This window comes from Diaphorobacter ruginosibacter, assembly GCF_014395975.1.
In the GTDB taxonomy this organism is placed as follows: domain Bacteria; phylum Pseudomonadota; class Gammaproteobacteria; order Burkholderiales; family Burkholderiaceae_C; genus Diaphorobacter_A; species Diaphorobacter_A ruginosibacter.
On the sequence record NZ_CP060714.1, the window covers coordinates 2,996,164 to 3,017,761 of the forward strand.

Sequence of the window (21,598 nt, forward strand, 5' to 3'; positions counted from 1 at the left end):
CGCGCAGACTCGCCGCATCACGCCTCGCGCGGCTGCCAGCGCGACTCGCTTGCACGGCCCTTGCCATAGGCCAGGCCCCAAACCACCTGCCATGCCATCGCGACCGCTCCGACGATGAAAACAACGTCGCCGACGGTGCGGATCCAGCGCAGTGTGACCAGCATGGGCTGCTGCATGAACTCTTCGCTGCGCGCCCACCACAGGCCATGGCTCACGCTGGCGTGGAACTGGATCAGCCCCACCGGCAGCAGGCTGGCGGCGATCATCAGCACGAGGCCACCGTTCAGCCCCCAGAATGCGGTCTTCATGAGCGCTTCGTTGAACACAAACTGTGGGCGCACGTAGTGCAACACCATCAGCGTGAAGCCCAGCGCCAGGAAGCCATAGACGCCGAACAGCGCCGCATGCGCATGCACTGGCGTGGTGTTCAAGCCCTGCACGTAATACAGCGAGATCGGCGGATTGATCATGAAGCCGAAGACGCCAGCACCCAGCATGTTCCAGAACGCCACAGCGACGAAACATGCAAGCGGCCACTTCAGTTGAGCCATCCAGGGGGCACGATCGCGCAGCCGCCAGTTCTCCCACGCCTCGTGTCCCAGCACGATGAGCGGCACCACCTCCAGCGCGCTGAATGCCGCACCCACCGCCATGACGGGCGTGGTCGTTCCGGCAAAGTACAGATGGTGGAACGTGCCGGGAATCCCGCCCAGCAGGAACAGCGATGCCGACGCCAGGCTGGCCGAAGTCGCCATGCTGCGCGAGACCAGGCCAAGGCTGCTGAACACGAAGGCCAGCGCGGTGGTGGCGAACACTTCGAAGAAGCCCTCCACCCACAGGTGCACAACCCACCAGCGCCAGTACTCCATCACCGACAGGCTGGTGCGCTCGCCGTAGAACAGGCCGGCACCATAGAACAGGCCGATGGCGCCCACGGAGCAGGTCAGCAAGGCCAGCAGATTCTTGTCTTCCTTGTTGCGAGCCAGCAGCGCGGGCAGCACGCCACGCAGCATCAGCACCAGCCACAGCAGAATGCCGACCCATTTGAGAATCTGCCAGAGACGGCCCAGGTCCACGTATTCATAACCCTGGTGGCCCAGCCAGAAGCTCCACTCGCGAGGCATCTTCTGCGCGATCGCGAAATAGTTGCCAACGAACGATCCCACACAGACGAACACCAGCGCCCAGAACAGCACATCGACACCCAGTTTCTGGAACCGGGGGTCCTTGCCACCATGGATGACCGGAGCGAGGAACAGGCCCACAGCGAGAAAGCCGGTGGCGATCCAGAACAGCGCGCTCTGGATATGCCAGGTGCGCGTGAGCGCGTAAGGGAACCACTGCGACACGTCGATGCCGTAGAACTTCTGGCCTTCAATCGTGTAATGCGCCGTGAAGCCGCCGAGCATCACCTGGAACACGAACAGCGCCACCACGAGAAACAGGTACTTGCCAAGCGCACGCTGCGAAGGCGTGAGCGCCGCGAGCGTCAGAGGATCCTGCTTTGGAGCGTCGGTCTCGGGGGCATCCTGCCGCCGCAGGAACGACCAGCCACAGATCAGAAACCCCACTCCAGCCAGCAGAACCACCACGCTGATGATCGACCAGACCACGTTCTCGCTGCTGGGTACATTGCCGATCAGCGGCTCGTGGGGCCAGTTGTTGGTGTAAGTGACGTGGCTGCCCGGTCGCTCGGTGGCTGCGGCCCACGCGGTCCAGAAGAAGAAATGCGTCAGCTGCTCGCGGCGCTCTGCGCTCGGCAGCGTGTTCTCCTTCATGGCGAAACTCTCGCGACTCTTCCTGAATGCAGGTTCGTCGGAAAACAGCGACTTGTAGTAGCCCGCAGTCTGTTCCATGGCCTTCGCGCGGCGCTCGCTCACCACCAGCCTGCCGCCTGCGTCCACGCCATTGCCCCGATACTCGGCCTGCAGTTCGGCACGCAAGGCCCCCCTCTGCCCCTCCGTCAGATCGGCAAAAGGCTTGCCATGCTGCTCGGCGGCCGCCAGATCCAGCCACGCGGAAAGTTCGCGATGCAGCCAGTCTGCCGTCCAGTCCGGCGCCTGGTAGGCGCCATGGCCCCAGATCGATCCCAATTGCATTCCGCCGACCGACTGCCAGGCCGTCTGCCCATCCAGGATGTCCTCCTTGCCGAACAGCTCCTGGCCGTTTGCGGAGCTCACCTGCGCGGGAATCGGCGGTGCGCTGCGGTAGATGTCCATGCCGAGATAGCCCAGCAGCGAGAACATCACGATGCACAGGCCGATCAGTGTGAACCAGTGTTTTCTGTACTGTCCCATGATGCGTATTCCTTGAAGAATGTCGTCAGAGCCTTCGAACGCTCCGGGGTCAATGAACCTGCGCCGGAGCGAAGCGCTCGAACAGGATGTTGTTCTCGGTATGGATGTGCGCCATCAGGTCGTCGCGGAAGGCCCGCAGCCCCTGGTACAGCGCACGCCATGTGGTGCAGGCGTCGCGCGGGGCGGTGATGTTGTTCGTCAGTTCGGCCAGGCGGCGCAGTTCGGCGCCGTGGCCCTCGTGCTCCTGGCGCATCAGCTCGATCGGCATGCCCGCCAGCGCTCCCTGCTGCCGGAGGATCAGGGGGAACAGCACAAGCTCTTCCTTCTGCATGTGGCTTTCGAGTTCATGGGCCATCACCGTGAGATGGTCCGCCAACCCATGCGGGCAGGTCTCGCGGTCACCATGCACCTGTTCCACACGGCGTGCCAGGCGAATGAGCTCAGGCAATTGCTCTCGATGCACTGCGTGGTAACGACCCAGCAGATGCGCCACCAGTTCCTTGTCGGTGGCTGCACCCCAGTCGCGCTCGCTGCTTTCCTCTGCGCGCAATTGCAGCGCCTGCAGCTCGGCGACGATGGGCTCTGGCGGGATGCCTGCAGCACCTGCTGCCGTGCGCAAGGTGCGGTTGCCCGCGCAACAGAAATCGAGCTGGTACTGATCGAACACCCGAGTGGCGCCGGGAATGCGGCGGGCCAGTTGGCCGAGGGATTGATCCAGATAAGTCATGAGAGTGCTCCTGTGGAAACGACGAAAACCTTGTCGCTTTTCCTACAGCAAGCGTCAGGCCAGAAATAAACCTTTTCAATTCAATAATTTATAAAAATAAAGGTAATATTTACCATTCAAAATAATGGTAAATACAACCATTCAACAGTAGTTTTAACCATGGAATCCATCGACACCCTGCTGCTCACCGATCTCGCGACCGAATTGCCCATGGCCGTGCGCCTGCAGCGGCTGGTGGAGACGCTTCGACTGCACTTCCAATGTGGTGCGGTGGCGTTGCTCCGGCTGGAGGCAGATGGCGAACTGCTCAAACCCCTGGCTATCGATGGGCTTGCCAGGGATGCCCTCGGGCGGCGCTTCGCGATCAAGGAACACCCGCGCCTTGCCGCGATCCTGCAACGTCGCGAAGTCACCTGCTTTCACCATGACAGCGGCCTGCCCGATCCCTACGATGGGCTGGTGATCGACCATCCGGGCGAACCCCTGCATGTGCACGACTGCATGGGCATCGCGCTCGATCACGTGGGCCAGCGCTTTGGCGTGCTGACGCTGGATGCGCTCACCGTGGGCACCTTCGACGCTGCGGCGCAGCGGGAGCTGGCGCAGTTGCTGCCGCTGATCGAGGCGTCGGTACGGATGTCCTGGCTGGAGATGGCGCTACGCACCACGCAGCAGCAATCGAGCACCCCGGAGGCGGTCGGCCCCCTGGTTCGCGAAGACGGGGACATCATTGGCCAGAGCGAAGCCATCTCGCAGTTGTTGCATGAGATGCGGGTGGTCGCGGACACCGAGCTGCCCGTCCTGCTGCTGGGGGAAACCGGCGTCGGCAAGGAAATGTTCGCCCATCGGCTGCACCGGCTGTCCCGGCGCGGGGCCCGGCCGCTGGTGCACGTGAACTGCGCTGCCCTGCCCGAGTCACTCGCGGAAAGCGAGCTGTTCGGCCATGTGCGCGGTGCCTTTTCGGGAGCCGTGAGCGATCGCGCCGGACGGATTGAGGCGGCGCAAGGAGGAACGTTGTTTCTCGATGAGGTGGGCGAGTTGCCGCTGTCGATCCAGGCCAAGCTGCTGCGCACCCTGCAGAACGGCGAGATCCAGCGCCTTGGTGCCGACCGTCCCCGCAAGGTGGACGTGCGGGTGATTGCCGCCACCAACCGCAATTTGCGTGACCTCGTGCGCGAAGGCAGCTTTCGTGCCGACCTGTATCACCGCCTCTCGGTCTATCCCGTACCGATTCCGCCGCTGCGAGAACGCGGACACGACGTGCTGCTGCTGGCCGGGCGCTTCCTTGAACAGAACCGGGCACGCCTCGGTCTGCGCAGCCTGCGGCTGTCCCCCGCAGCCGACGAAGCCCTGCACAGCTATGACTGGCCGGGCAACGTGCGGGAGCTCGAACACGTGATCAGCCGGGCGGCCCTCAAGGCGCTCAGCCGGGGTGCCGCGCGCAGCGACATCGTGACGCTCGATGCAGGCCTGCTCGACCTCGACGCCCCACGCATCCCTGCGCAAGAGACGTCCCCCCACCCGGAGCCGCTCCCTGCTGCGAGCGATATGCGGCCGCTGCGAGAGTCCGTCCTGTCGTGCCAGCGCCAGGCCATCGAGCGCGCCCTGCGCCTCCACGACGGCAACTGGGCACGCGCCGCGCGGGCGCTGGACATGGATGCCAGCAATCTCCACAAGCTGGCGCAGAAACTGGGGCTCAAGGAGAAATCCGCGGGCTCCGCCTGAATCATCGGGCACGGCCCCTGGATCGTGTCAGAGCCCGCGTGACTGCACGACCCCGCGCAGCGTCTGCAAGAACAGCTGCGTGGCGGGCGAGAGCTGGTGCCGGCTGTAGGTGGCGTAGAGCGTGGAGGTCAGCGCGGGCTGCACGAGCTCCCGGTAGACCACGCGCTGCGGGCTGAATTCCCGGGTGGATTCGGGGAGCAGGCCCACACCGAGGCCGGCCTGTACCAGGCTCAGCAGGGTCTGTACCTCCACCACCTCCTGGTAGATCTGCGGCTCGAAGCCGGACTCCATGCAGGAGCGGTGCAATGTGCTTGCGAACGCCGATTGCCCGCGGTGATAGCTGATGAATCGCTGTCCCGCCAGTTCCTTGAGCCGGATGCGGCTGCGCCCTGCTAACTTGTGGTCCTGCGCCAGCACCACGGCGATGGCTTCGGTGCTCAGCGCCTCGCTGACCAGTTCATGATCGGAATATTCCGCCCGGTTCAGGCAGATGTCGAGCTTGTGCTGGCGCAGTTCCTCGATCTGTTCGCTGGGCTGCAGTTCATGCAGGGACCAGTGCACGTCGGGATATTGCTTCTGGAATTCATGCAGCCCCTGCGGCAGCACGCCTGCCATGATGGAACTGATCATCCCCACCCTCAACGATCCCCACTGCCCCAGCCCCGCCTGGCGCGTGATGCCCACGGCCTGATCCATCTGGCGAAAGACCAGCGTGGCCTGGGCCTTGAGCGCCACGCCCGCGGCCGTGAGTTCCACGCGCCGTTGCGAACGTGAAAACAGGGGCGTGCCCAGTTCCTCCTCCAGCAGCCGGATCTGCTTGCTCAGCGGTGGCTGCGAGATGTGCAGCCTGGCCGCCGCCCTGCCGAAATGCAACTCTTCCGCCAGAACAGAGAAATACCGGAGCAGGCGCAAATCCATATTTTTTTGATATCAATCAGGTGTTTTGAAAGAATTTTACGCTTGCATCGCTTTTGCACATACTGCCGCCGTCTCTCGATGAAACCGGCATATGAAACTCAAGATCAACCACCAAATTCATGCCGTCGATGCCGATGGCACCACCCCGCTGCTGTGGGTCATCCGTGAACAGATCGGCATGACCGGCACCAAGTTCGGCTGCGGCGTCGGCATGTGCGGCGCATGCACCGTGCACCTGGATGGCGAGGCCATCCGCTCGTGCATCACGCCGGTTTCCGCGTGCGAAGGCAGGCACGTCACCACCATCGAAGGCCTCTCGAAAAACGGCGACCACCCGCTGCAGAAGGCCTGGGTGCAGCTCGACGTGCCGCAGTGCGGCTACTGCCAGTCGGGCCAGCTGATGTCGGCGGCAGCACTGCTCAAGCGCACGCCCAAGCCGACCGACGAGGACATCGTCAGCGCCATGTCGGGCAACATCTGCCGCTGCGGCACCTACGGGCGCATCCGCTGTGCGATCAAGGTAGCGGCCGGCACGGCCACCGCGCCCTGTACACAGCACGCGAGCAAGGAGTGAACACCATGACGACCACGACCGCAACTCCCGAGTCCCCCACCACCGACCGCCGCAAGTTCCTGCAGGCCTCCGCCAGCATCGGCGCGGGTCTCGCCATCGGCCTGCACCTGCCCGCACTGCAGGCCAAGACGAAGAGCAAGGCCCACAACGCTGCCATGGCGGCTGCAGGCGCGAGCGCGCAGTTCGAACCCAACGCCTGGGTGCGTGTGTTCCCCGACAACAAGATCCGCCTCATCGTGCACAAGCATGACTCGGGCACGGGCGTGCACACCTCGCTCGGCATGATGCTGGCCGAGGAGCTCGACGTGGCGCTCTCGCAGGTGGAAGTGGTTCCGCCCAGCCACCCGTTCTTCCAGGCCTACATCCACCCGCAGTGGAAGGTGTTCTCCACCGGCGGCAGCACCAGCGTGATGCTGGAGTATGAGCCGCTGCGCAAGGCCGGAGCGGCCGCGCGCATGATGCTGGTCCAGGCCGCCGCCCAGCAGTGGAAGGTGCCCGAGAGCGCGTGCGTGGCGCAGAACGCCCAGGTCGTGCACAAGCCCACGGGCCGCAAGCTGAGCTACGGAGCGCTTGCCGAGAAGGCCGCGAAGCTGCAGGTGCCCACGGAAATCAAGCTCAAGAATCCCGAGCAGTTCACGCTGATCGGCAAGCATCGCCAGAAGCTGCACGTGCAATCCAAGGTCACGGGCCAGCACCAGTACAGCATCGACGTGAAGCTGCCGGGCATGCTGGTCGCGGTGATCGCGCACAGCCCGGTGGTGAATGGCCGCGTGAGAAGCATCGACGACAAGCAGGCGCTGGCCGTGCCCGGCGTGCGCCAGGTCGTGAAGGTCCCTGCCGCACCGGCCGACCTGCTCGGCGGCAACCAGGAAGGCGTCGCCGTGCTGGCCGACAGCTACTGGGCGGCCAAACGCGGACGCGACGCCCTGGTGGTCGAATGGAACGACGGTGAATTCGCCGGGTTCAACAGCAACGAGGTCGGTGCGCAGCAGAAGGCCTTTCTCGCGAGCGGCAAGGCCGAGCTGGTGCCCACCGTGCAAAGCGGCAATGTGGCCGACGCGCTCAAGCAGGGCGGCAAGGTGCTGGAGGCGGAATACTTCATGCCCTACAAGGCACAGCTTCCCCTGGAGCCCGAGTGCGTGGTCGTGCAACTGGCCGAAGGCAAGATGCACTTCTGGGCCGGACTGCAGGTGCCGAGCAACGCGCTGACGGCGGCGCAGACCGTGGCAGGCCTGGGGCCGGACGACATCGTGCTGCACGACCTCACGGGCGGCGGCAGCTTCGGCGCGCGCGAGGCGCGGCATTGGCTCATCGAAGGCGCCTACCTGGCCAAGGCCACGGGCAAGCCCGTGAAGCTGATGTACAGCCGCGAGGACGAAATGCGCCAGCTCTACTACCACGCGGCCAGCTATTCGAAGCTCGCGGGTGCCGTGGACGAGAACGGCAGGCTGACGGCGCTGCAGATGCGCGCGGTGGCACCGGCCTCGCCCGAGATGTGGGAGCCCGGCTATTTCGACCGCAAGGACAAGATGGACTACAGCACCACCGAGTCCATCACCGCCTGGGACTATGCCTACAAGGTGCCGAACACCGACATCGGCTGGGTGCGCCACGAGACCGGCATGCCCACGGGCTGGTACCGCGCGGTGAGCTTCATCCCCAATGTCTTCGCCACCGAGAGCTTCATGGACGAGCTCGCGCACGCCGCGGGCCAGGATGCGCTTGCGTTCCGCAAGGCCCACATGGTGGACAGGCCGCGCCACGTCGCGGCGCTCGATCTCGCCGCCAGCAAGGCGGGCTGGGGCAAGCCGCTGGGCGCGAACCGTGCACTGGGCATCGCGACCAACCAGGGCTACACCAGCTACATCGCCATCGTGGCCGAAGTGGAGAAACAGGGCGAGAACATCGCGATCAAGCGCATCACCTGCGTGGTCGACTGCGGCCTGGCGGTGCAGCCCAGCGGCGTGGAGGAGCAGATCTATGGCGGCATCGTCTGGGGCCTGGGCCACGCGCTGTATGACAAGCTCGACATCGAGAACGGAAAGGTCGTGCAGAGCAACTTCACCGACTATCCGGTGGTGCGCATGTCGGACATGCCCGAGGTCGACATCACGATCCTGCAGGGCGACACGAACAAGCCCGGCGGCGTGGGCGAGCTCTCCAACCCGGGCGTCGTGCCGGCGATCGCGAACGCCATCTTCAACCTCACCGGCAAGCGCCAGCGCAGCACGCCGCTCGTGATGAAGGCCTGATCACTCGATCAGAGCCAGGGCCGTGGCGGCCGTGGCCAGGGCAGCCGCTGCGGCTGCCCTCCTCCGGTTCATCGATTCCGTATCGGTGTTCCTCATTTCGCCTCGCTGCGTCCCGCCCGCCACCGCGAGAACGCACTGAGGCTGCTGAAGCCCAGCAGCCCGGCAATGTCCGTGAGCCGGCGGTCGCCAAAAGCCATCAGGCGCTGGGCCTGCTCCTCCCGGATCTCGCTCAGCAGCTGGATGAAGGTGGTTCCCTGCACGGACAGGCGGCGATGCACCGTGCGGCGATCCACGCCCAGCTGCAGCGCCACCTGCTCGGCGCTGCATCGGCCCGTGGGCAGCAGCGCGGTGATGAGCTGTTCCACCTCGTCGCGAAAGCTCATGGCGGTGGCGGACAGGTCATCGCGCACCAGCTGGCGCGTCTGCTGGCGCATGGCGGGGTCGGCAAAGTGCAGCGGCGCGTCCATGTCCGATGTGGACAGCGCGATGCCGTTGTAGTCCTGCGAGAACAGCAGATTGCTGCCCAAGATGCTGCGGTGCCACGACAGGTGGGCGGGCGGCGGATGCATGAAGCTCACGCTGCGCGGCTGCCACTCCTTGCCAAGCGCAAGGCACAGCGTGTGGTACAGCGCGCCAAGTGCCAGCTCCACCGATTGCCGCCCTGCCCCAACCGAAGGCAGGAACAGCTGCTCGATCACCGTCACCTCCCCGTACTCGTGGATTCGCGTGGTCAGGCTTTCGTTGTGCAGGTAGAGGTAGCGTGTCAGGGTGTCCAGCGCCTGGCGCAGCGTGGGCTCGTCGCGCGCCAGCATGCCGACGACGCCAAATGACGACAGCCGCCGCGTGACGGACAGGCGCAGGCCGAACGATTCCTCCCCCGACATCTCGCCGGACAGCTCCATCAGCCGCATCACCGACGCCGCGGGGATACGCAATTCCGTGCTATCGAAACAGGTTCTCGAGAGCCCTACCGCCGCCAGCATCTCGTGCGGCACCAGACCCACGCTTTCGGCGAGATCGGCGTAGTGGGTGAGGCTCGCGCTGCGCATCAGTGCCGTCATACAGGTTTTCCCTTGGTGTCCCAAAAGGATAAACCACTGTCCCAAAACGTCAAGCATCAGAGGGACGATCTCCCTAAATTCCGATCCGTGCCTGGCGCAGTTTTCGCCTCCACTCCCGACCCAACCACAGAACCGGAAGACCACCATGAATTTCCTCGACGGCCACCTCTTTCCCGAAAACCAGCAGCCCCTGATCATCACGGCCGCGCCCTATGCGCCGTCGTGGATGCCCGATGACTTCCCCGGCGAGATCGCCGTGACGATGGAAGAACAGATCCAGAAGGCCGTGGACTGCTACAACGCGGGCGCACAGGTGCTTCACCTGCATGTGCGCGAGCTGGACGGCAAGGGCAGCAAGCGCCTGTCCAAGTTCAACGAGCTGATCGCCGGCGTGCGCGCACGCGTGCCCGACATGATCATCCAGGTGGGCGGCTCGATCAGCTTCGCGCCCGAGAGCGAAGGCGCGGCCGCCAAGTGGCTGTCGGACGATACGCGCCACATGCTGGCCGAGCTCGACCCCAAGCCCGACCAGGTGACGGTGACCATCAACACCTCGCAGATGAATATCCTTGAGCAGTTCGATGCGCGCGACATCAAGGGCACCTCGATGGAAGACCCGGCCGTGTTCAACGCCTACAAGGAAATGACCGTGCCCGCACAACCGGGCTGGGCCGAGGAGCACATCAAGCGCCTCTCCGCCGCGGGCATCCAGAGCGCCTTCCAGTGCTACAACATCAACAGCTTCGAGTCCGTCGAGCGCCTGATGCGCCGCGGCATCTACAAGGGTCCGCTGGTCTTGAACTGGGTGGCCATCGGCGGCGGCATGGACGCGCCCAACATCTACAGCCTGGCCCACTTCGTGCGCGCCGTGCCCGACGGCGCCGTGCTGACCGTGGAGAGCTCGGTGCTCAACGTCCTGCCGATCAACATCATGGGCATCGCCATGGGCCTGCACGTGCGCTGCGGCACCGAGGACAACCTGTGGAACCAGACGCGCACCGAAAAGATGGGCACGGTCGCCCAGATCGAGCAACTCGTGCGCATCGCCAAGGAATGCAGCCGCCCCATCGCCACGCCCCAGCAGGCACGCGAGATCTGCCAGATCGGCGTGTTCTACGACACCGTGGAGGAAACGCTCGAGAAGAACGGCTTTGCACCCAACCGCAACGGCGGCCAGCAGGGCTTCCTGCGCAAGGTGGCGTAAGCCGCCGCGCGGCCAGCCATCCCTGACGAGAAAAAACACAAAGACGCGCGCAGGGAGCCGTTCCCTGCGGCGCGGCATGAAGAGACAGGAAGAGACAAATGACTTTCATCGCTCCCCCGTTCACGCGCCGTACGTGCATGGCCGCCATGCTTCTCGCATGGGCGGGAACATGCGCCATGGCGCAGAGTTCCTGGCCCGAGCGCCCCATCCGCCTGATGGTTCCCGCCCCCGCGGGCGGTGCCTCGGACATGATCGCGCGTACCATCGCGGAGAGCCTGCGGCAGGATCTCAAGCAGGCCGTCATCGTCGAGAACAAGCCCGGCGCCGGCGGCATCATCGCCGTGGAGGCCATGCTGGCCGCACGCGACGGCTATACCTTCGTGCTCTCGCCCAATTCGCTGGTGACGGAAGGTCCCTACAGCTACAAGTTCCGCTTCGACCCGTTCAAGGATCTCGCACCCATCGCGGAAGTGGCGAGCGTGCCCCTGGTACTGGTCACCGATCCCCGGCTGCCCGTGAAGAGCGTTGCGGACATGGTCGCCTATGTAAAGGCGCATCCCGGCAAGATCTCATATGCCTCCTACAGCCCCGGCACGCTCTCGCACATCAAGGGCATGCAATTCAACAAGGCTGCGGGCCTCGACATGGAGCATGTCGGCTACAAGGGGTCGCCCCCCGCCCTGACGGACGTGATGGGCGGGCAGATCCAGTTCATGTTCGACGGCATGGGAACCACCCTGCCCCTTGCCAAGACAGGCAAGGTGCGCGCGCTGGCCGTGACCTCGCCCGAGCGCTCGCCATTCATTCCCGACGTGCCGACGCTGGCCGAAGCGGGCTATGCCAACCTCAGCCAGATCATGGGAACATCGGTCTGGTCCACACCCGACGTGCCCGTGGACATCCGCAACCGGCTGCACCGCGAACTGCTCAAGGCCGTTGCGTCCGCCTCCGTCAAGAGCCAGCTTGCCGCGCTGGGCATGGATGCGGGCAATCCACGGCAGACGATGGGCGAGCTGGCCGACACGTTGAAACGTGAAAACGAACGCACCGGCCAGGCCCTGCGCGCCATGAACTACCAGCCATGAGCTCCTGCATGAACGACAAGAATCCCACCCACGCCCCCCAGCCCTCCACCCCCATCAGCGATCGCCTGCGCGAGAACGGCTACTGGAACCCGGAGTGGAACAGCTTCACCGAGCTCGACCCTGTCTGGACAGAGAAATTCCTCGACATGGCCATGCACCCCATGACCAAAGGGCTCATCGAACCCAAGGTGTGGGAATTCATCTCGATCGCGGTGGATGCCTCCTGCACCCACATGTACGGCCCCGGCACGCGCCGCCATATCCGCCGCGCGCTGGAACTGGGCGCCACCAAGGAGGAGATCGCTGCCGTGCTGCAGGGCGTGAGCGTGCTGGGCCTGCATGCCAACAGCATGGGGGCTCCCATGCTGCTCGAGGAAGTGGCCCGCTACGAGGCTCAGTCCGCAGCAGCGCGGGGCGATGCCGCCAGCCGGGACTGAGCCGCCGCCCATCCCCCAACGGCCAAGGGCCAGTCAGTGACGCACTGGCTGGCCTTTTTCATTCCATTCACCCATTCTTTTCTCAGGAAGGATTTCCCATGACCGGACAGTTCGACAACCAGGTGGTGCTCGTCACGGGCGCCACCGCCGGCATCGGCCGCGCGACCGCACTGGCATTGGCCCGCCAGGGCGCCCGGCTGGTCGTCAGCGGCAGGAACCGGGCGGCAGGCGCGCAGCTCGAGTCGGAGCTGACCGCACTCGGCGCGCACGCGGCATTCGTGCAGGCCGACGTCAGTAACGAGTCCCAGGTTGCGCAGCTGGTCGACCATTGCGTCCAGCACTTCGGCGGCCTCGACGTGGCGGTCAACAGTGCCGGCCTCGAAGGCGTGCGCGGCTCCATCATGGAGCAGACCACTGACACCTACACAGCGGCCTTCAATGCCAATGCATTGGGGACCTTCCTGTGCCTCAAGCACGAGATGCGCGTGATGTCCGCGCGCCGATCCGGTGCCATCGTGAACCTGTCCTCCACCATGGGCAGCCGGGGCAACGCGCTTGCGCCCATGTATGTGGCGAGCAAGCATGCCATCGAAGGCTTCACCAAGTCCGTGGCGCTGGAGGCCTGCGCGTACGGCGTGCGCGTGAACGCGGTGGCGCCCGGCCCCATCGCCACCGAGATGCTGGACCGCATCGCGGGCGGCGCACAGAACCTGCCGATGGTGGCGGGCACCATTCCGATGAACCGCATCGGCACCCCCGAGGAGGTGGCGGACGCCATCCTGTTCCTCGCCTCGCCGGCTGCGAGCTACATCACGGGCCAGATCCTTGCCGTGAATGGCGGCAAGACGGCCATGTAGATGCAAAGGCGCAACGGCGTCTTCCCCCTGCCCCCCTTGCATCCCTCCCCCTTCTCCACTCTCCCGTCAAAGGAAACCTCATGGCTGCAGTACAGAACAAGGTGATCGTGACCTGCGCGATCACCGGGGGCATCCACACCCCGTCGATGTCCCCCCACCTTCCCATCACGCCCCGGCAGATCGAGGACGAAGCCGTCGCCGCCGCCCAGGCAGGTGCCGCCATCGTGCATCTGCATGCGCGCGATCCGCAGAATGGCAAGCCGTCGCAGGACCCGGACCTGTTCCGTCAGTTCCTGCCCGGGATTGCGAAGCGCTCGGATGCCATTGTCAACATCACCACGGGCGGTGCGCCCAACATGCTGGTGGAAGAGCGCCTGCAGCCTGCCCTGCAGCTCAAACCCGAGGTGGCCTCGCTCAACATGGGCTCGATGAACTTCGGCCTCTACCCCATGCTTGCGCGGCAGAAGGAGTTCCTGCATGACTGGGAGCGCCCCTATCTCGAAGGTTCCGAAGACCGGGTGTTCCGCAACACCTTCAAGGAGATCCGCTACATCCTGGAGTCCTGCGCGGACCATGGCACGCGCTTCGAGATCGAGTGCTACGACACCAGTCACCTCTACACCGCCGCGCATTTCATCGACCGCGGCATTCTCAAGCCGCCGTTCTTCATCCAGTCGGTGTTCGGTCTGCTGGGCGGCATCGGCACGCATCCCGATGATGTGATGCACATGCGCCGGACGGCCGAGCGCCTGTTCGGCAATGACTACCACTGGTCGGTTCTCGGGGCCGGCCGCAGCCAGATTCCGCTGGCCACGCTGTCGGCCACCATGGGCGGCAACGTGCGCGTGGGCCTGGAGGATTCGCTGTGGGACGGCCCGGGCAGGCTTGCCACCGGGAATGCGCAGCAGGTGCAGCGCATCGTGGACATTCTCAAGGGCCTGAACCTCGAGATCGCGACGCCCGACGAAACCCGTGCCATGCTCCAGTTGAAGGGAAGGAACGCCGTGGGGTTCTGAGCGACTCCATTGCCCCATATGCGATGAAGGGCAGCAAAAAAGGCTGCGGGGAACACCCCGCAGCCTTTGGTTTTTTTACGCCGTCAGGAGCCGTGCGTCACAAGAGCGGGCTCAAGCACGCGCTCCGCCAAGGGGAGCGTCATCGGCCTTCCCGCCGGTACCCTCGGCAGGGCTCTCCTGCTGTACCGTACCGGCTGCGACACGGGCATCCGCCTCGTAGGAGCGCGATGCCTTCCAGTAGAAGATCGATGCGAGGAATCCCGCTGCAGGAATCACCGCCAGTGCCGTCTGCAAGCCCCAGTGGTCCGAGATCACGCCACCCAGGAAGGGGCCGACCGCCAGTCCGAAGAGATTGATGGCAAAGGCATGAACCGCAGCACCCGTGGAGCGCAGGCCGGGGTTGGTCACATCGAGGATCGCGCTCACGGACACGCCGACAGTGCAGGTCATCATCGACGCCGCCGCCAGGATCAGCACGAACTGCGACGATTGCGGCAGCGCCAGCGTGAAGGCCGCGATGAACAGCGCTGCGGTCAGTGAGGTGGTCACGCACAGCATCACCAGCTTGTTCGCACCACGCTCGCGGCTGATGCGGTCAGCCACCCAGCCCCAGAACATCGCGCCCAGCGCGCCGAACAGCACCAGCACGGCCGCATACTTGGCCGCCGTGGCCGGCGGCATCCCGTGGTAGCGGTTGAAGAAGCTGGGCGCCCAGGACCAGATCGCGGAGACCACGATCATCTGGAACGAGCCCGCCACGCAGAGCACCCACATGGTCGGGCCACGGCTCAGGGTCTTGAACATGCGAGTGAGGTGCGACGCCGGGCCCTTGCTGTCCAGCGTGGGGGCGATCTTCACGATGACGTTCTTGTAGTCGGGCACGAGCAGGAACCCCAGGGCCATCAGCAGGCCGGGAAAGCCCACCGCGCCAAATGCCGCACGCCAGCCCCAGTGCTCGGCAATCACGCCGCCAAGCACCACCCCCAGCACCGCGCCCACCGAGCTTGCACCGAAGAAGGCCCCCAGCAGCGTGGCATGCAGGCGCTTGGGGAACAGCGCACTGATCAGCGCCGAGCCCACCGAGCCGTACCCCGTCTCGCCCAGCCCCACCACGGCGCGCGCGGCGAACAATTGGGAATAGTTGCGCGCAAACATGCAGGCGATCGTGGCGGCACTCCAGATCGATGCCATCACGAAGATGCTCTTGACGCGGCCGAAGCGATCCGCCAGCAACGCCACCGGAATGCTGCCGAGCGCGACCACGATGGAGATCACCGAGACCAGGCCGCCGAGCTGCTTGTCGGACAGGCCCCACTCCTCCTTGAGATGCGGAAACAGCGAAACGATGATCTGCCGGTCGATGTAGTCCGACATCATCAGCAGAAAGATCATCGCAAAGGCAAACCATGCCCGCGGGCGGCTCACCGTGGAGTCGAATTGCACAGGGGATCCGTCGTTCGTTTGGGGAGTGATCATGGGGGAAGCTCCATCCCGCACCAGGGATTGATATCACCCGCCCGACCACGGGGTGCAAGAGAATCGGGCGGGACGATGAAGGTGCTGCCTGCGGATTCTGCAGTCAGCGCGTACCGTGGTCAGAACGTGTGGCGCATGCCCACCATGAAGGCGCGTACATTCCTGTCCGCCGCAACAGGGGTGGCATACATCGGGCTGAGCGCCATGTTCTCGCCCTTGTTCGTCACATGGGCACCCTGCAGGTAGAACCAGGTACGGCGGGACAGCATGTATTCCGCACCCACCACGAACTGCGTCGCCTTGTGGCCTTCGTTCTTGTTGTCGCGGACGTAGTAGTAGCCGGCCAGGATGTTCAGCAGGGGCATGGGCTTCCAGCCGAAGCCCAGGTTCAGCATGTCCAGGCTGTCCGAGCCACCCGGCATGAGCGCATGCGAGGGGTTGCGCGCCGCGTAATACTGGCTGCCGAATGTGTAGGCGCCCACGTTGTAGAGCGCACCCACGGAGTACAGGCGGTTGGTGTTGGCCGTGGGCGAGAAGCCTGCCGCCCGGGCTGCGCGCTGGCCGGCCGCCGCATCGCCATTGGCTGCCGCGGTGTACAGCGCCGTGGCAGTCCCGAAGTTGTTGCCGTAGCCGTTGTAGTACAGGGCCGAGAGCTTGAGGCCGTCCTTGCTGTACAGCGCGGTCACCGACTGCTGCGAGTTCGCCTTGCCGCCGCCCTCGCCGAACGAGTAGGCAAAGTCGAACTTCAGGTTGTTCCACACGGGTGTGGTGTAGGCGATGGTGTTGTCGTCATAGATCGTGCCGTACGCCACGTTGGAGTTGTTGCCGATCCATGCCTTGCTGGCCGCATTCATCGATACCAGCGCCGTCAGCGCGGAACCGAAGTAACGCATGCCGCGCACGTCGGTATGCATCATCGACCAGGCCATGGGGGAGAACTGGCGGCCCAGCTTGACTTCGCCAAAGCTGCCCGACAGGCCCACGGTGGACATCTGATTGAAATGCGAGGTCGTGCCGCTCGAATTGGGCCCGCCCGTGTTCCCGTTGGTCAGGTTCAGATTGCCTTGCAGGTGGAACGTCGCCTTGAGTCCTCCGCCCAGGTCCTCCACTCCCTTGAATCCCATGTTGCTGGAGCCCAGGCCTCCGTCCTTCATGCGGACGTCCGAGCCTTCGTGCGCCGTGGTGGGCAGGTAGCCTACGCCCTTGCTGTAGTTGGACATGCTGAGAATGCCGGCATCCATCGCGCCGGTGATGGTCACGCTGCTCTGTGCGAAGGCCGGCAAGGCAGACACCAGTACCGCGGATGCGGCCAGGGGGCCAGTCCATTGTCTTGTTTTCACGTTGTCTCCTGAATGAACGCGTCGGGTCTTGTAGATCGATGATCGTGGTCACATCCGTGCGGGCTGCGAGTCCATGAATCCATCGTTGTCCCGCACTGCAATGTGGATGGCAGTGTCGGGCCGCGCCCGTTTGCGTTTTCCGCTTTTGATGCCATAGATTTCACAGTTCGCGCCACTACGGGATTGCGATAGGTAGGGGCGCGCTACGATCTCGTCCGCACCCGGCATCACGACGGCATGCTGGTTCAAGTCCTGCTTTCTATGTTTTAGGGCAGAGGCCGGGACTGTCCCCCGGGCCTCCGCCCTCAAAAAGATCTAGCCAACAAAAAAAGCCTGCCGGATGGATAGCAACATCCGGCAGGCCGAAGCACCTTGGAAGGTGTCAACAAATCATGAGGTCAACGCGTCATGCCGCCTGTGGAGCATCCACACGCAATTGCTTCTTGTTGACCTTGCCCACGCTGGTCTTGGGAATCTCCCCCACGAACAGGATGCGCTCGAGTTCGGGAACGGCATAGGCGCTCAGGCGCTTGGCCTGCACATGGGAGAGCAGATGCTCGCGCACGGCCTTGGCGTCCACATCGCCTGCGGCCACCACGAAGGCCATCGGTCGCTCGCCCCACTTCGCATCCGGCACGCCGATCACGGCCGCCTCCTGCACGCCGGGCACCTGCGTGATCAGGCCTTCCACCTCGATGGAGGACACCCATTCCCCGCCGGTCTTGATCACGTCCTTGAGGCGATCGACGATCTGCACCACCCCATCGGGGTACATGACGGCGATGTCCTGCGTATGCAGGTAGCCGCCGCGCCAGAGTTCCTCCGAGGCCTCGGGCTTCTTGAAGTACAGCGGTGTGAGCGACGGTGAGCGCAGCACGATTTCGCCGCGCGATACGCCGTCGCGCGGCACGTCGCGCATCTCCTCGTCGACCACCCGGAAATCCACCATCAGCGAGGGCCGGCCCGTGGAGCAACGCAGCTTGAGGTCATCCGCGTGCGTGGCGGGGGCGCCGCGCGCAGGGGTCAGCGCCAGCGACACGACCGGGCCGGTCTCGGACATGCCGTAGCCCGCGAACACGTCCATGCCCTTGGCGAGCGCGGCCTCGCAGAGCCCCGGAGGCAATGCGGACCCGCCAATGATGACCTTCCACCCCGAGAGGTCCTGCCCGGTCTTCTCGGCACCGCTCACCAGCATCTGGAGAATGGTCGGCACGCAGTGCGAGAAGGTGACCTTCTCGGTTTCGCGCAGCTTGAGCAGCACCTCGGGCAGGTAGCGTCCCGGCAGCACCGTGCGCAGGCCCAGCATGATGGTGATGTAAGGGAACCCCCAGCCCAGCACATGGAACATGGGCGTGATCGGCATGTAGACATCGGCCGTCGACAGGCGCTGCGATCCGCCGGGTGAACACACGCTCAGGGCCGTGGCCATCGCGTGCAGCACGATGTGGCGATGGCTGTAGCACACGCCCTTGGGGTCACCCGTGGTGCCCGTCGTGTAGAAGGTCACCGCCTTGGTGTTCTCGTCGAGCTCGGGAAACTCGTACTGCGTCCCCGCCTGCGCCATCAGTGCCTCATATTCACCCGCCAGCGCCAGCTTGTGCTCCGGCAGCTTGCCGTCGTCGGACAGCACCACGATGTGGCGCAGCAACGGCAGCTGGTCACGGATCTGCTCGATGACCGGCAGGAAATCCGTGTGCACCAGCAGCACTTCGGTATCGGCATCGGCCAGCGTGTAGAGGATCTGCGCGGGCGACAGGCGCACGTTCACTGTGAACATGGTTGCGCCCATCATGGGAATGCCGAAGTACGACTCGAGATAGCGATGGCTGTCCCAATCCATCACCGCCACCGTGGTTCCGGCCCGCACGTCCAGGGCGGTCAGCGTGTTCGCCAGTTGAGCGATGCGCCGGTTGAAATCACGGTAGGTGTAGCGCATGTCGCCCCGGTACGTGATTTCCTGGTCGCCATGCAGGCTCATCGAATTGAGCAGCAGTTGCTTGATGAGCAACGGGTAGGTGTAGGCCGATGGTGTCGGCTGAAGCAGGTGCTGTTCGGAATGTGTCATGTCACTCGGTCGGTGAAGAGGGAAAAAAGCGTTGTAACTGGTTTATGGCTCATTCGGTCGAATGATCAACTCGCCATCTGTCACCTGCGCGTCATGCGTGCGGATCCGCAGGTTCGGAGATGCCGTGCATTGCCCGCTGCGCACGTCGAAGGTCAACCCGTGCGCGGGGCAGCTCAGGGAATGTCCTTCGCAGGAGCCGCTGGCGATCGAGGCGCCCGCGTGGGGGCAGCTGTTGTCCAGTGCGTAGAAGCGTCCGTCGATGTTCATCACCAGAATGGCCTCGGCTCCTTCGCGAAAGACCAGCTTGCGGCCGCCGGGTGCCAGGTCCGCGGCCCGGCCGGCACGCAGGCAGGAGGACGGTGAGGACGGTGAGGACGACGGTAAGGAGGACAGCGGACAGGTCGATGCATCGCTCATGCGCGCCCCCTCTCTTGCGGAGCTTGATGCAGGGCCTGCCGCAGCGCCGAAAGCAGATTGCCTGCCGACACCGCGCCGGTGAGTGCCCACCGGTTGCCAAAGAGATAGTGCGGAACGCCATTGACGGCACTCGGTGCATGTGGCGGGCTGGAAGACTGCCAGTGATCGGGCGAGGCATTCACTCCCGCATCCTGCGCCAGCCGTACCAGCACCCCGGGCTGGCCGATGTCCCTCCCTTGCTGAAAGTAGGCGGCGTAGATGCTCTCGACGAAATCGCACATGGCATCCCTGGGCAGTTGCTGCTGCGCCGCGTTCACCAGCGCGCAGGCCAGCACGGAGTTGGGAAAGCGCGTGATCGCATCGAACGCCAGCTTCAGGCCCACGGTGTCCGCATGGGCCTGCACCTGCGCGCGGCGGGCCATGACCGCCTCGCGGCTTCCAAGGCGCGCATCGTAGAACTGCTGGTAGGGCAGCCCTTCTGCGGGAATCTGCGGAATCAGCGCACTGGCATGCCATTGGATCTGCACCACCGCATCGGTCTCGTCCTCCTGCAGCGCGTCCATGGCGATGCGCAGGTTGCGCAGGCCGATCCAGCACCACGGGCAGATCAGGTCGAGCATGTAGTCCACGCGCACAACCCTGGGTGCAGCAGTTGACGGCCCGACCGACATGTGGGAATCCATCATGCGACAAGCCTGCGCAGCAATGCGTGCACACCGGGCCACTTTCCAAATCCGGCCGCCGGGTTCAGATGACCCACTTCGCCGAGATCGACCAGTTCCGCGCCCCAGTCCCTGGACATCTGCTCGGCGCGCGCGTAGCTTGCCAACGGGTCGTTGCGGCTCGCCGCGACCCATGCGGGAAATGGCAGGCGCTGACGGGGAATCGGCGTCCAGCCATGGGACTGCAGCTGGTCGACCGTGGGGTAGCCCGCCGGCATCGGCTCCTCCACATCCGCGGGTGTTGCCAGCAAGGCACCCAGGATGGGACGGCCGTGCTGCTGTTCAGACTGCTGCGCCGACCTCAGCGCCCAGTGCACGGTGGTCATCACGCCGGCACTGTGTGCCACCAGCACCACGGGCCCTTGCACGCCGTCCAGCGTGCGTACCAGCGCCTGCACCCGGGCTTCGCGGCTGAGCTTGTCGTGCTCGAGCGGCGGCACCGTGACTGCGCGCTGCAGTTCGTCCTGCAGTTCCTTCTGCAGATGGGTCTGCCAATGGTCTTCCACATGGTCGCGCAGGCCGGGAACGAGCACGAAAGTAATGTCGTCGGGATAGCGGTTCGTCATGCGCCCTCCTCAGACCGGACGGGTGCCGACGATGCCTGCGCGCTCCATCTTGCGATGGCATGGCGCGTAATCCATCACCGCATAGTGCTGGGTCGCGCTGTTGTCCCAGATGGCGATGCTGTTGGGCTTCCAGCGCCAGCGCACCTGGTACTCGGGAATCTGCGCCTGGCTGATCAGATAGCGCAGCAGGTCGGATGCGCCCGGGCTGTGGTCCTGGCCCACGCGCACGCGCGCTGACGTATGGTAGTTGGTGAAGTGCGTGGTGAAGCCGTTCACATAGAGGATCTTCTCGCCGGTGTCGGCGTGCGTGCGCACCACGGGATGCTCCGGATCGGGAAAGCGCTCCTTGAGCGCCAGGCGCTTCTCGATGGGCATGGCGGCACCGAACGTGCACTCGATGCTGTGGCGCGCACGCAGGTCCTCGATCTGGTCCTTCATCGCCTGCGGCAGGCGCTCGTAGGCCAGAACCATGTTGGCCCACATGGTGTCGCCGCCCACGGGCGGGCACTCCACGCAGCGCAGCACCGCGCCGAACTGCGGCACCTCGCGCCAGGTGGTGTCCGAATGCCAGGAGTTCTCGTAGCGCTCCGGCGGGCTTTCAGGCGTCTTGTAGATCTGCAGCAGGCCCGGGTGCTCCGGGTCGGACCCGACCACGGGATGGTCCTCCAGGTCGCCGAACCGGCGCGCGAACGCCACGTGGTCCGCGCGCGCGATGTCCTGGTTGCGCAGGAACAGCACACGGTGCTTGAGCAGTGCCTTGCGAATCTCTGCAAACAGCGCATCGTCGTGCACCGCGTCGCTCAGCGTCACGCCCGTGAGCTCTGCGCCGATGGCGCAGGTGAGTTGTTCTACTTGCATG

Annotated in this window: 19 protein-coding genes; 8 read left to right on the forward strand and 11 right to left on the reverse strand. The window is 64.8% G+C overall.

The features are described 5' to 3' along the window. Positions 1 to 17 precede the first annotated feature (17 nt). Positions 18 to 2,297 (reverse strand): nitric-oxide reductase large subunit, encoded by a 2,280-nt coding sequence (locus H9K76_RS13585; RefSeq protein WP_187595936.1) that lies wholly within the window; start codon positions 2,295 to 2,297, stop codon positions 18 to 20. 49 nt (positions 2,298 to 2,346) lie between these two features. After that, positions 2,347 to 3,024: an iron-sulfur cluster repair protein YtfE gene (ytfE, locus tag H9K76_RS13590; protein WP_187595937.1), complete on the reverse strand. Its 678-nt coding sequence runs from the start codon at positions 3,022 to 3,024 to the stop codon at positions 2,347 to 2,349. 159 nt (positions 3,025 to 3,183) lie between these two features. Between ytfE and norR the strand changes: the two genes are divergently transcribed. Continuing rightward, complete coding sequence (norR, locus tag H9K76_RS13595; protein WP_187595938.1) at positions 3,184 to 4,749, forward strand: nitric oxide reductase transcriptional regulator NorR; 1,566 nt, start codon at positions 3,184 to 3,186, stop codon at positions 4,747 to 4,749. A 27-nt stretch (positions 4,750 to 4,776) separates the two neighbouring features. Here norR and H9K76_RS13600 read toward each other — a convergent pair whose 3' ends face one another. Then, a complete protein-coding gene (locus H9K76_RS13600; RefSeq protein ID WP_187595939.1) occupies positions 4,777 to 5,667 on the reverse strand; it encodes a LysR substrate-binding domain-containing protein in 891 nt (296 codons plus the stop codon). A 91-nt stretch (positions 5,668 to 5,758) separates the two neighbouring features. On the opposite strand from H9K76_RS13600, the gene H9K76_RS13605 reads away from it, so the two are divergent. Together H9K76_RS13605 and H9K76_RS13610 are read left to right on the forward strand one after the other, a co-directional pair. Next, positions 5,759 to 6,241 carry a (2Fe-2S)-binding protein gene (locus H9K76_RS13605; protein ID WP_187595940.1) on the forward strand — a complete coding sequence of 161 codons (483 nt, stop codon included), beginning with the start codon at positions 5,759 to 5,761 and terminating at the stop codon, positions 6,239 to 6,241. Positions 6,242 to 6,246: 5 nt separating this feature from the next. Further along, positions 6,247 to 8,493: a xanthine dehydrogenase family protein molybdopterin-binding subunit gene (locus tag H9K76_RS13610; protein WP_187595941.1), complete on the forward strand. Its 2,247-nt coding sequence runs from the start codon at positions 6,247 to 6,249 to the stop codon at positions 8,491 to 8,493. Positions 8,494 to 8,585: 92 nt separating this feature from the next. On the opposite strand, the gene H9K76_RS13615 is transcribed toward H9K76_RS13610, so the two are convergent. Next, complete coding sequence (locus tag H9K76_RS13615) at positions 8,586 to 9,554, reverse strand: AraC family transcriptional regulator (protein WP_187595942.1); 969 nt, start codon at positions 9,552 to 9,554, stop codon at positions 8,586 to 8,588. Between the two features lie 145 nt (positions 9,555 to 9,699). Here H9K76_RS13615 and H9K76_RS13620 point away from each other — a divergent pair, with 145 nt between their 5' ends. From H9K76_RS13620 to kce, 5 genes are all read left to right on the forward strand, one after another. Then, complete coding sequence (locus H9K76_RS13620; RefSeq protein WP_187595943.1) at positions 9,700 to 10,758, forward strand: beta-keto acid cleavage family enzyme; 1,059 nt, start codon at positions 9,700 to 9,702, stop codon at positions 10,756 to 10,758. A gap of 98 nt (positions 10,759 to 10,856) precedes the next feature. Continuing rightward, positions 10,857 to 11,843, forward strand: a complete 987-nt coding sequence (locus H9K76_RS13625) for a Bug family tripartite tricarboxylate transporter substrate binding protein (protein WP_187595944.1) — start codon at positions 10,857 to 10,859, stop codon at positions 11,841 to 11,843. A gap of 8 nt (positions 11,844 to 11,851) precedes the next feature. Then, positions 11,852 to 12,280 (forward strand): carboxymuconolactone decarboxylase family protein, encoded by a 429-nt coding sequence (locus tag H9K76_RS13630; RefSeq protein ID WP_187595945.1) that lies wholly within the window; start codon positions 11,852 to 11,854, stop codon positions 12,278 to 12,280. A gap of 98 nt (positions 12,281 to 12,378) precedes the next feature. Then, positions 12,379 to 13,137 (forward strand): SDR family NAD(P)-dependent oxidoreductase, encoded by a 759-nt coding sequence (locus H9K76_RS13635; RefSeq protein WP_187595946.1) that lies wholly within the window; start codon positions 12,379 to 12,381, stop codon positions 13,135 to 13,137. 80 nt (positions 13,138 to 13,217) lie between these two features. Then, a complete protein-coding gene (gene kce / locus H9K76_RS13640; RefSeq protein ID WP_187595947.1) occupies positions 13,218 to 14,153 on the forward strand; it encodes a 3,5-dioxohexanoate:acetyl-CoA acetone transferase in 936 nt (311 codons plus the stop codon). Positions 14,154 to 14,264: 111 nt separating this feature from the next. Here the strand turns inward: kce and H9K76_RS13645 are convergent, their stop codons facing one another. The 7 genes from H9K76_RS13645 to H9K76_RS13675 form a co-directional block, all read right to left on the reverse strand. After that, positions 14,265 to 15,629 (reverse strand): MFS transporter, encoded by a 1,365-nt coding sequence (locus H9K76_RS13645; RefSeq protein ID WP_187595948.1) that lies wholly within the window; start codon positions 15,627 to 15,629, stop codon positions 14,265 to 14,267. Positions 15,630 to 15,748: 119 nt separating this feature from the next. After that, positions 15,749 to 16,969, reverse strand: coding sequence for a porin (locus H9K76_RS13650; RefSeq protein WP_187595949.1), 1,221 nt, complete (start codon positions 16,967 to 16,969; stop codon positions 15,749 to 15,751). Positions 16,970 to 17,375: 406 nt separating this feature from the next. Continuing rightward, a complete protein-coding gene (locus H9K76_RS13655; protein WP_187595950.1) occupies positions 17,376 to 19,034 on the reverse strand; it encodes a fatty acid--CoA ligase in 1,659 nt (552 codons plus the stop codon). 42 nt (positions 19,035 to 19,076) lie between these two features. Then, positions 19,077 to 19,451, reverse strand: a complete 375-nt coding sequence (locus H9K76_RS13660; RefSeq protein ID WP_187595951.1) for a Rieske (2Fe-2S) protein — start codon at positions 19,449 to 19,451, stop codon at positions 19,077 to 19,079. Continuing rightward, positions 19,448 to 20,137 carry a DsbA family oxidoreductase gene (locus H9K76_RS13665; RefSeq protein WP_187595952.1) on the reverse strand — a complete coding sequence of 230 codons (690 nt, stop codon included), beginning with the start codon at positions 20,135 to 20,137 and terminating at the stop codon, positions 19,448 to 19,450. The genes H9K76_RS13660 and H9K76_RS13665 overlap by 4 nt, the downstream gene beginning before the upstream one ends. After that, the gene (locus tag H9K76_RS13670; RefSeq protein ID WP_187595953.1) at positions 20,134 to 20,739 is read right to left on the reverse strand and encodes an RBBP9/YdeN family alpha/beta hydrolase; all 606 of its coding nucleotides are present in this window, start codon (positions 20,737 to 20,739) and stop codon (positions 20,134 to 20,136) included. Before H9K76_RS13670 ends, H9K76_RS13665 begins: the two co-directional genes overlap by 4 nt. A 9-nt stretch (positions 20,740 to 20,748) precedes the next feature. Beyond that, positions 20,749 to 21,597 carry a TauD/TfdA dioxygenase family protein gene (locus tag H9K76_RS13675; protein ID WP_187595954.1) on the reverse strand — a complete coding sequence of 283 codons (849 nt, stop codon included), beginning with the start codon at positions 21,595 to 21,597 and terminating at the stop codon, positions 20,749 to 20,751. Position 21,598: the final 1 nt, after the last annotated feature.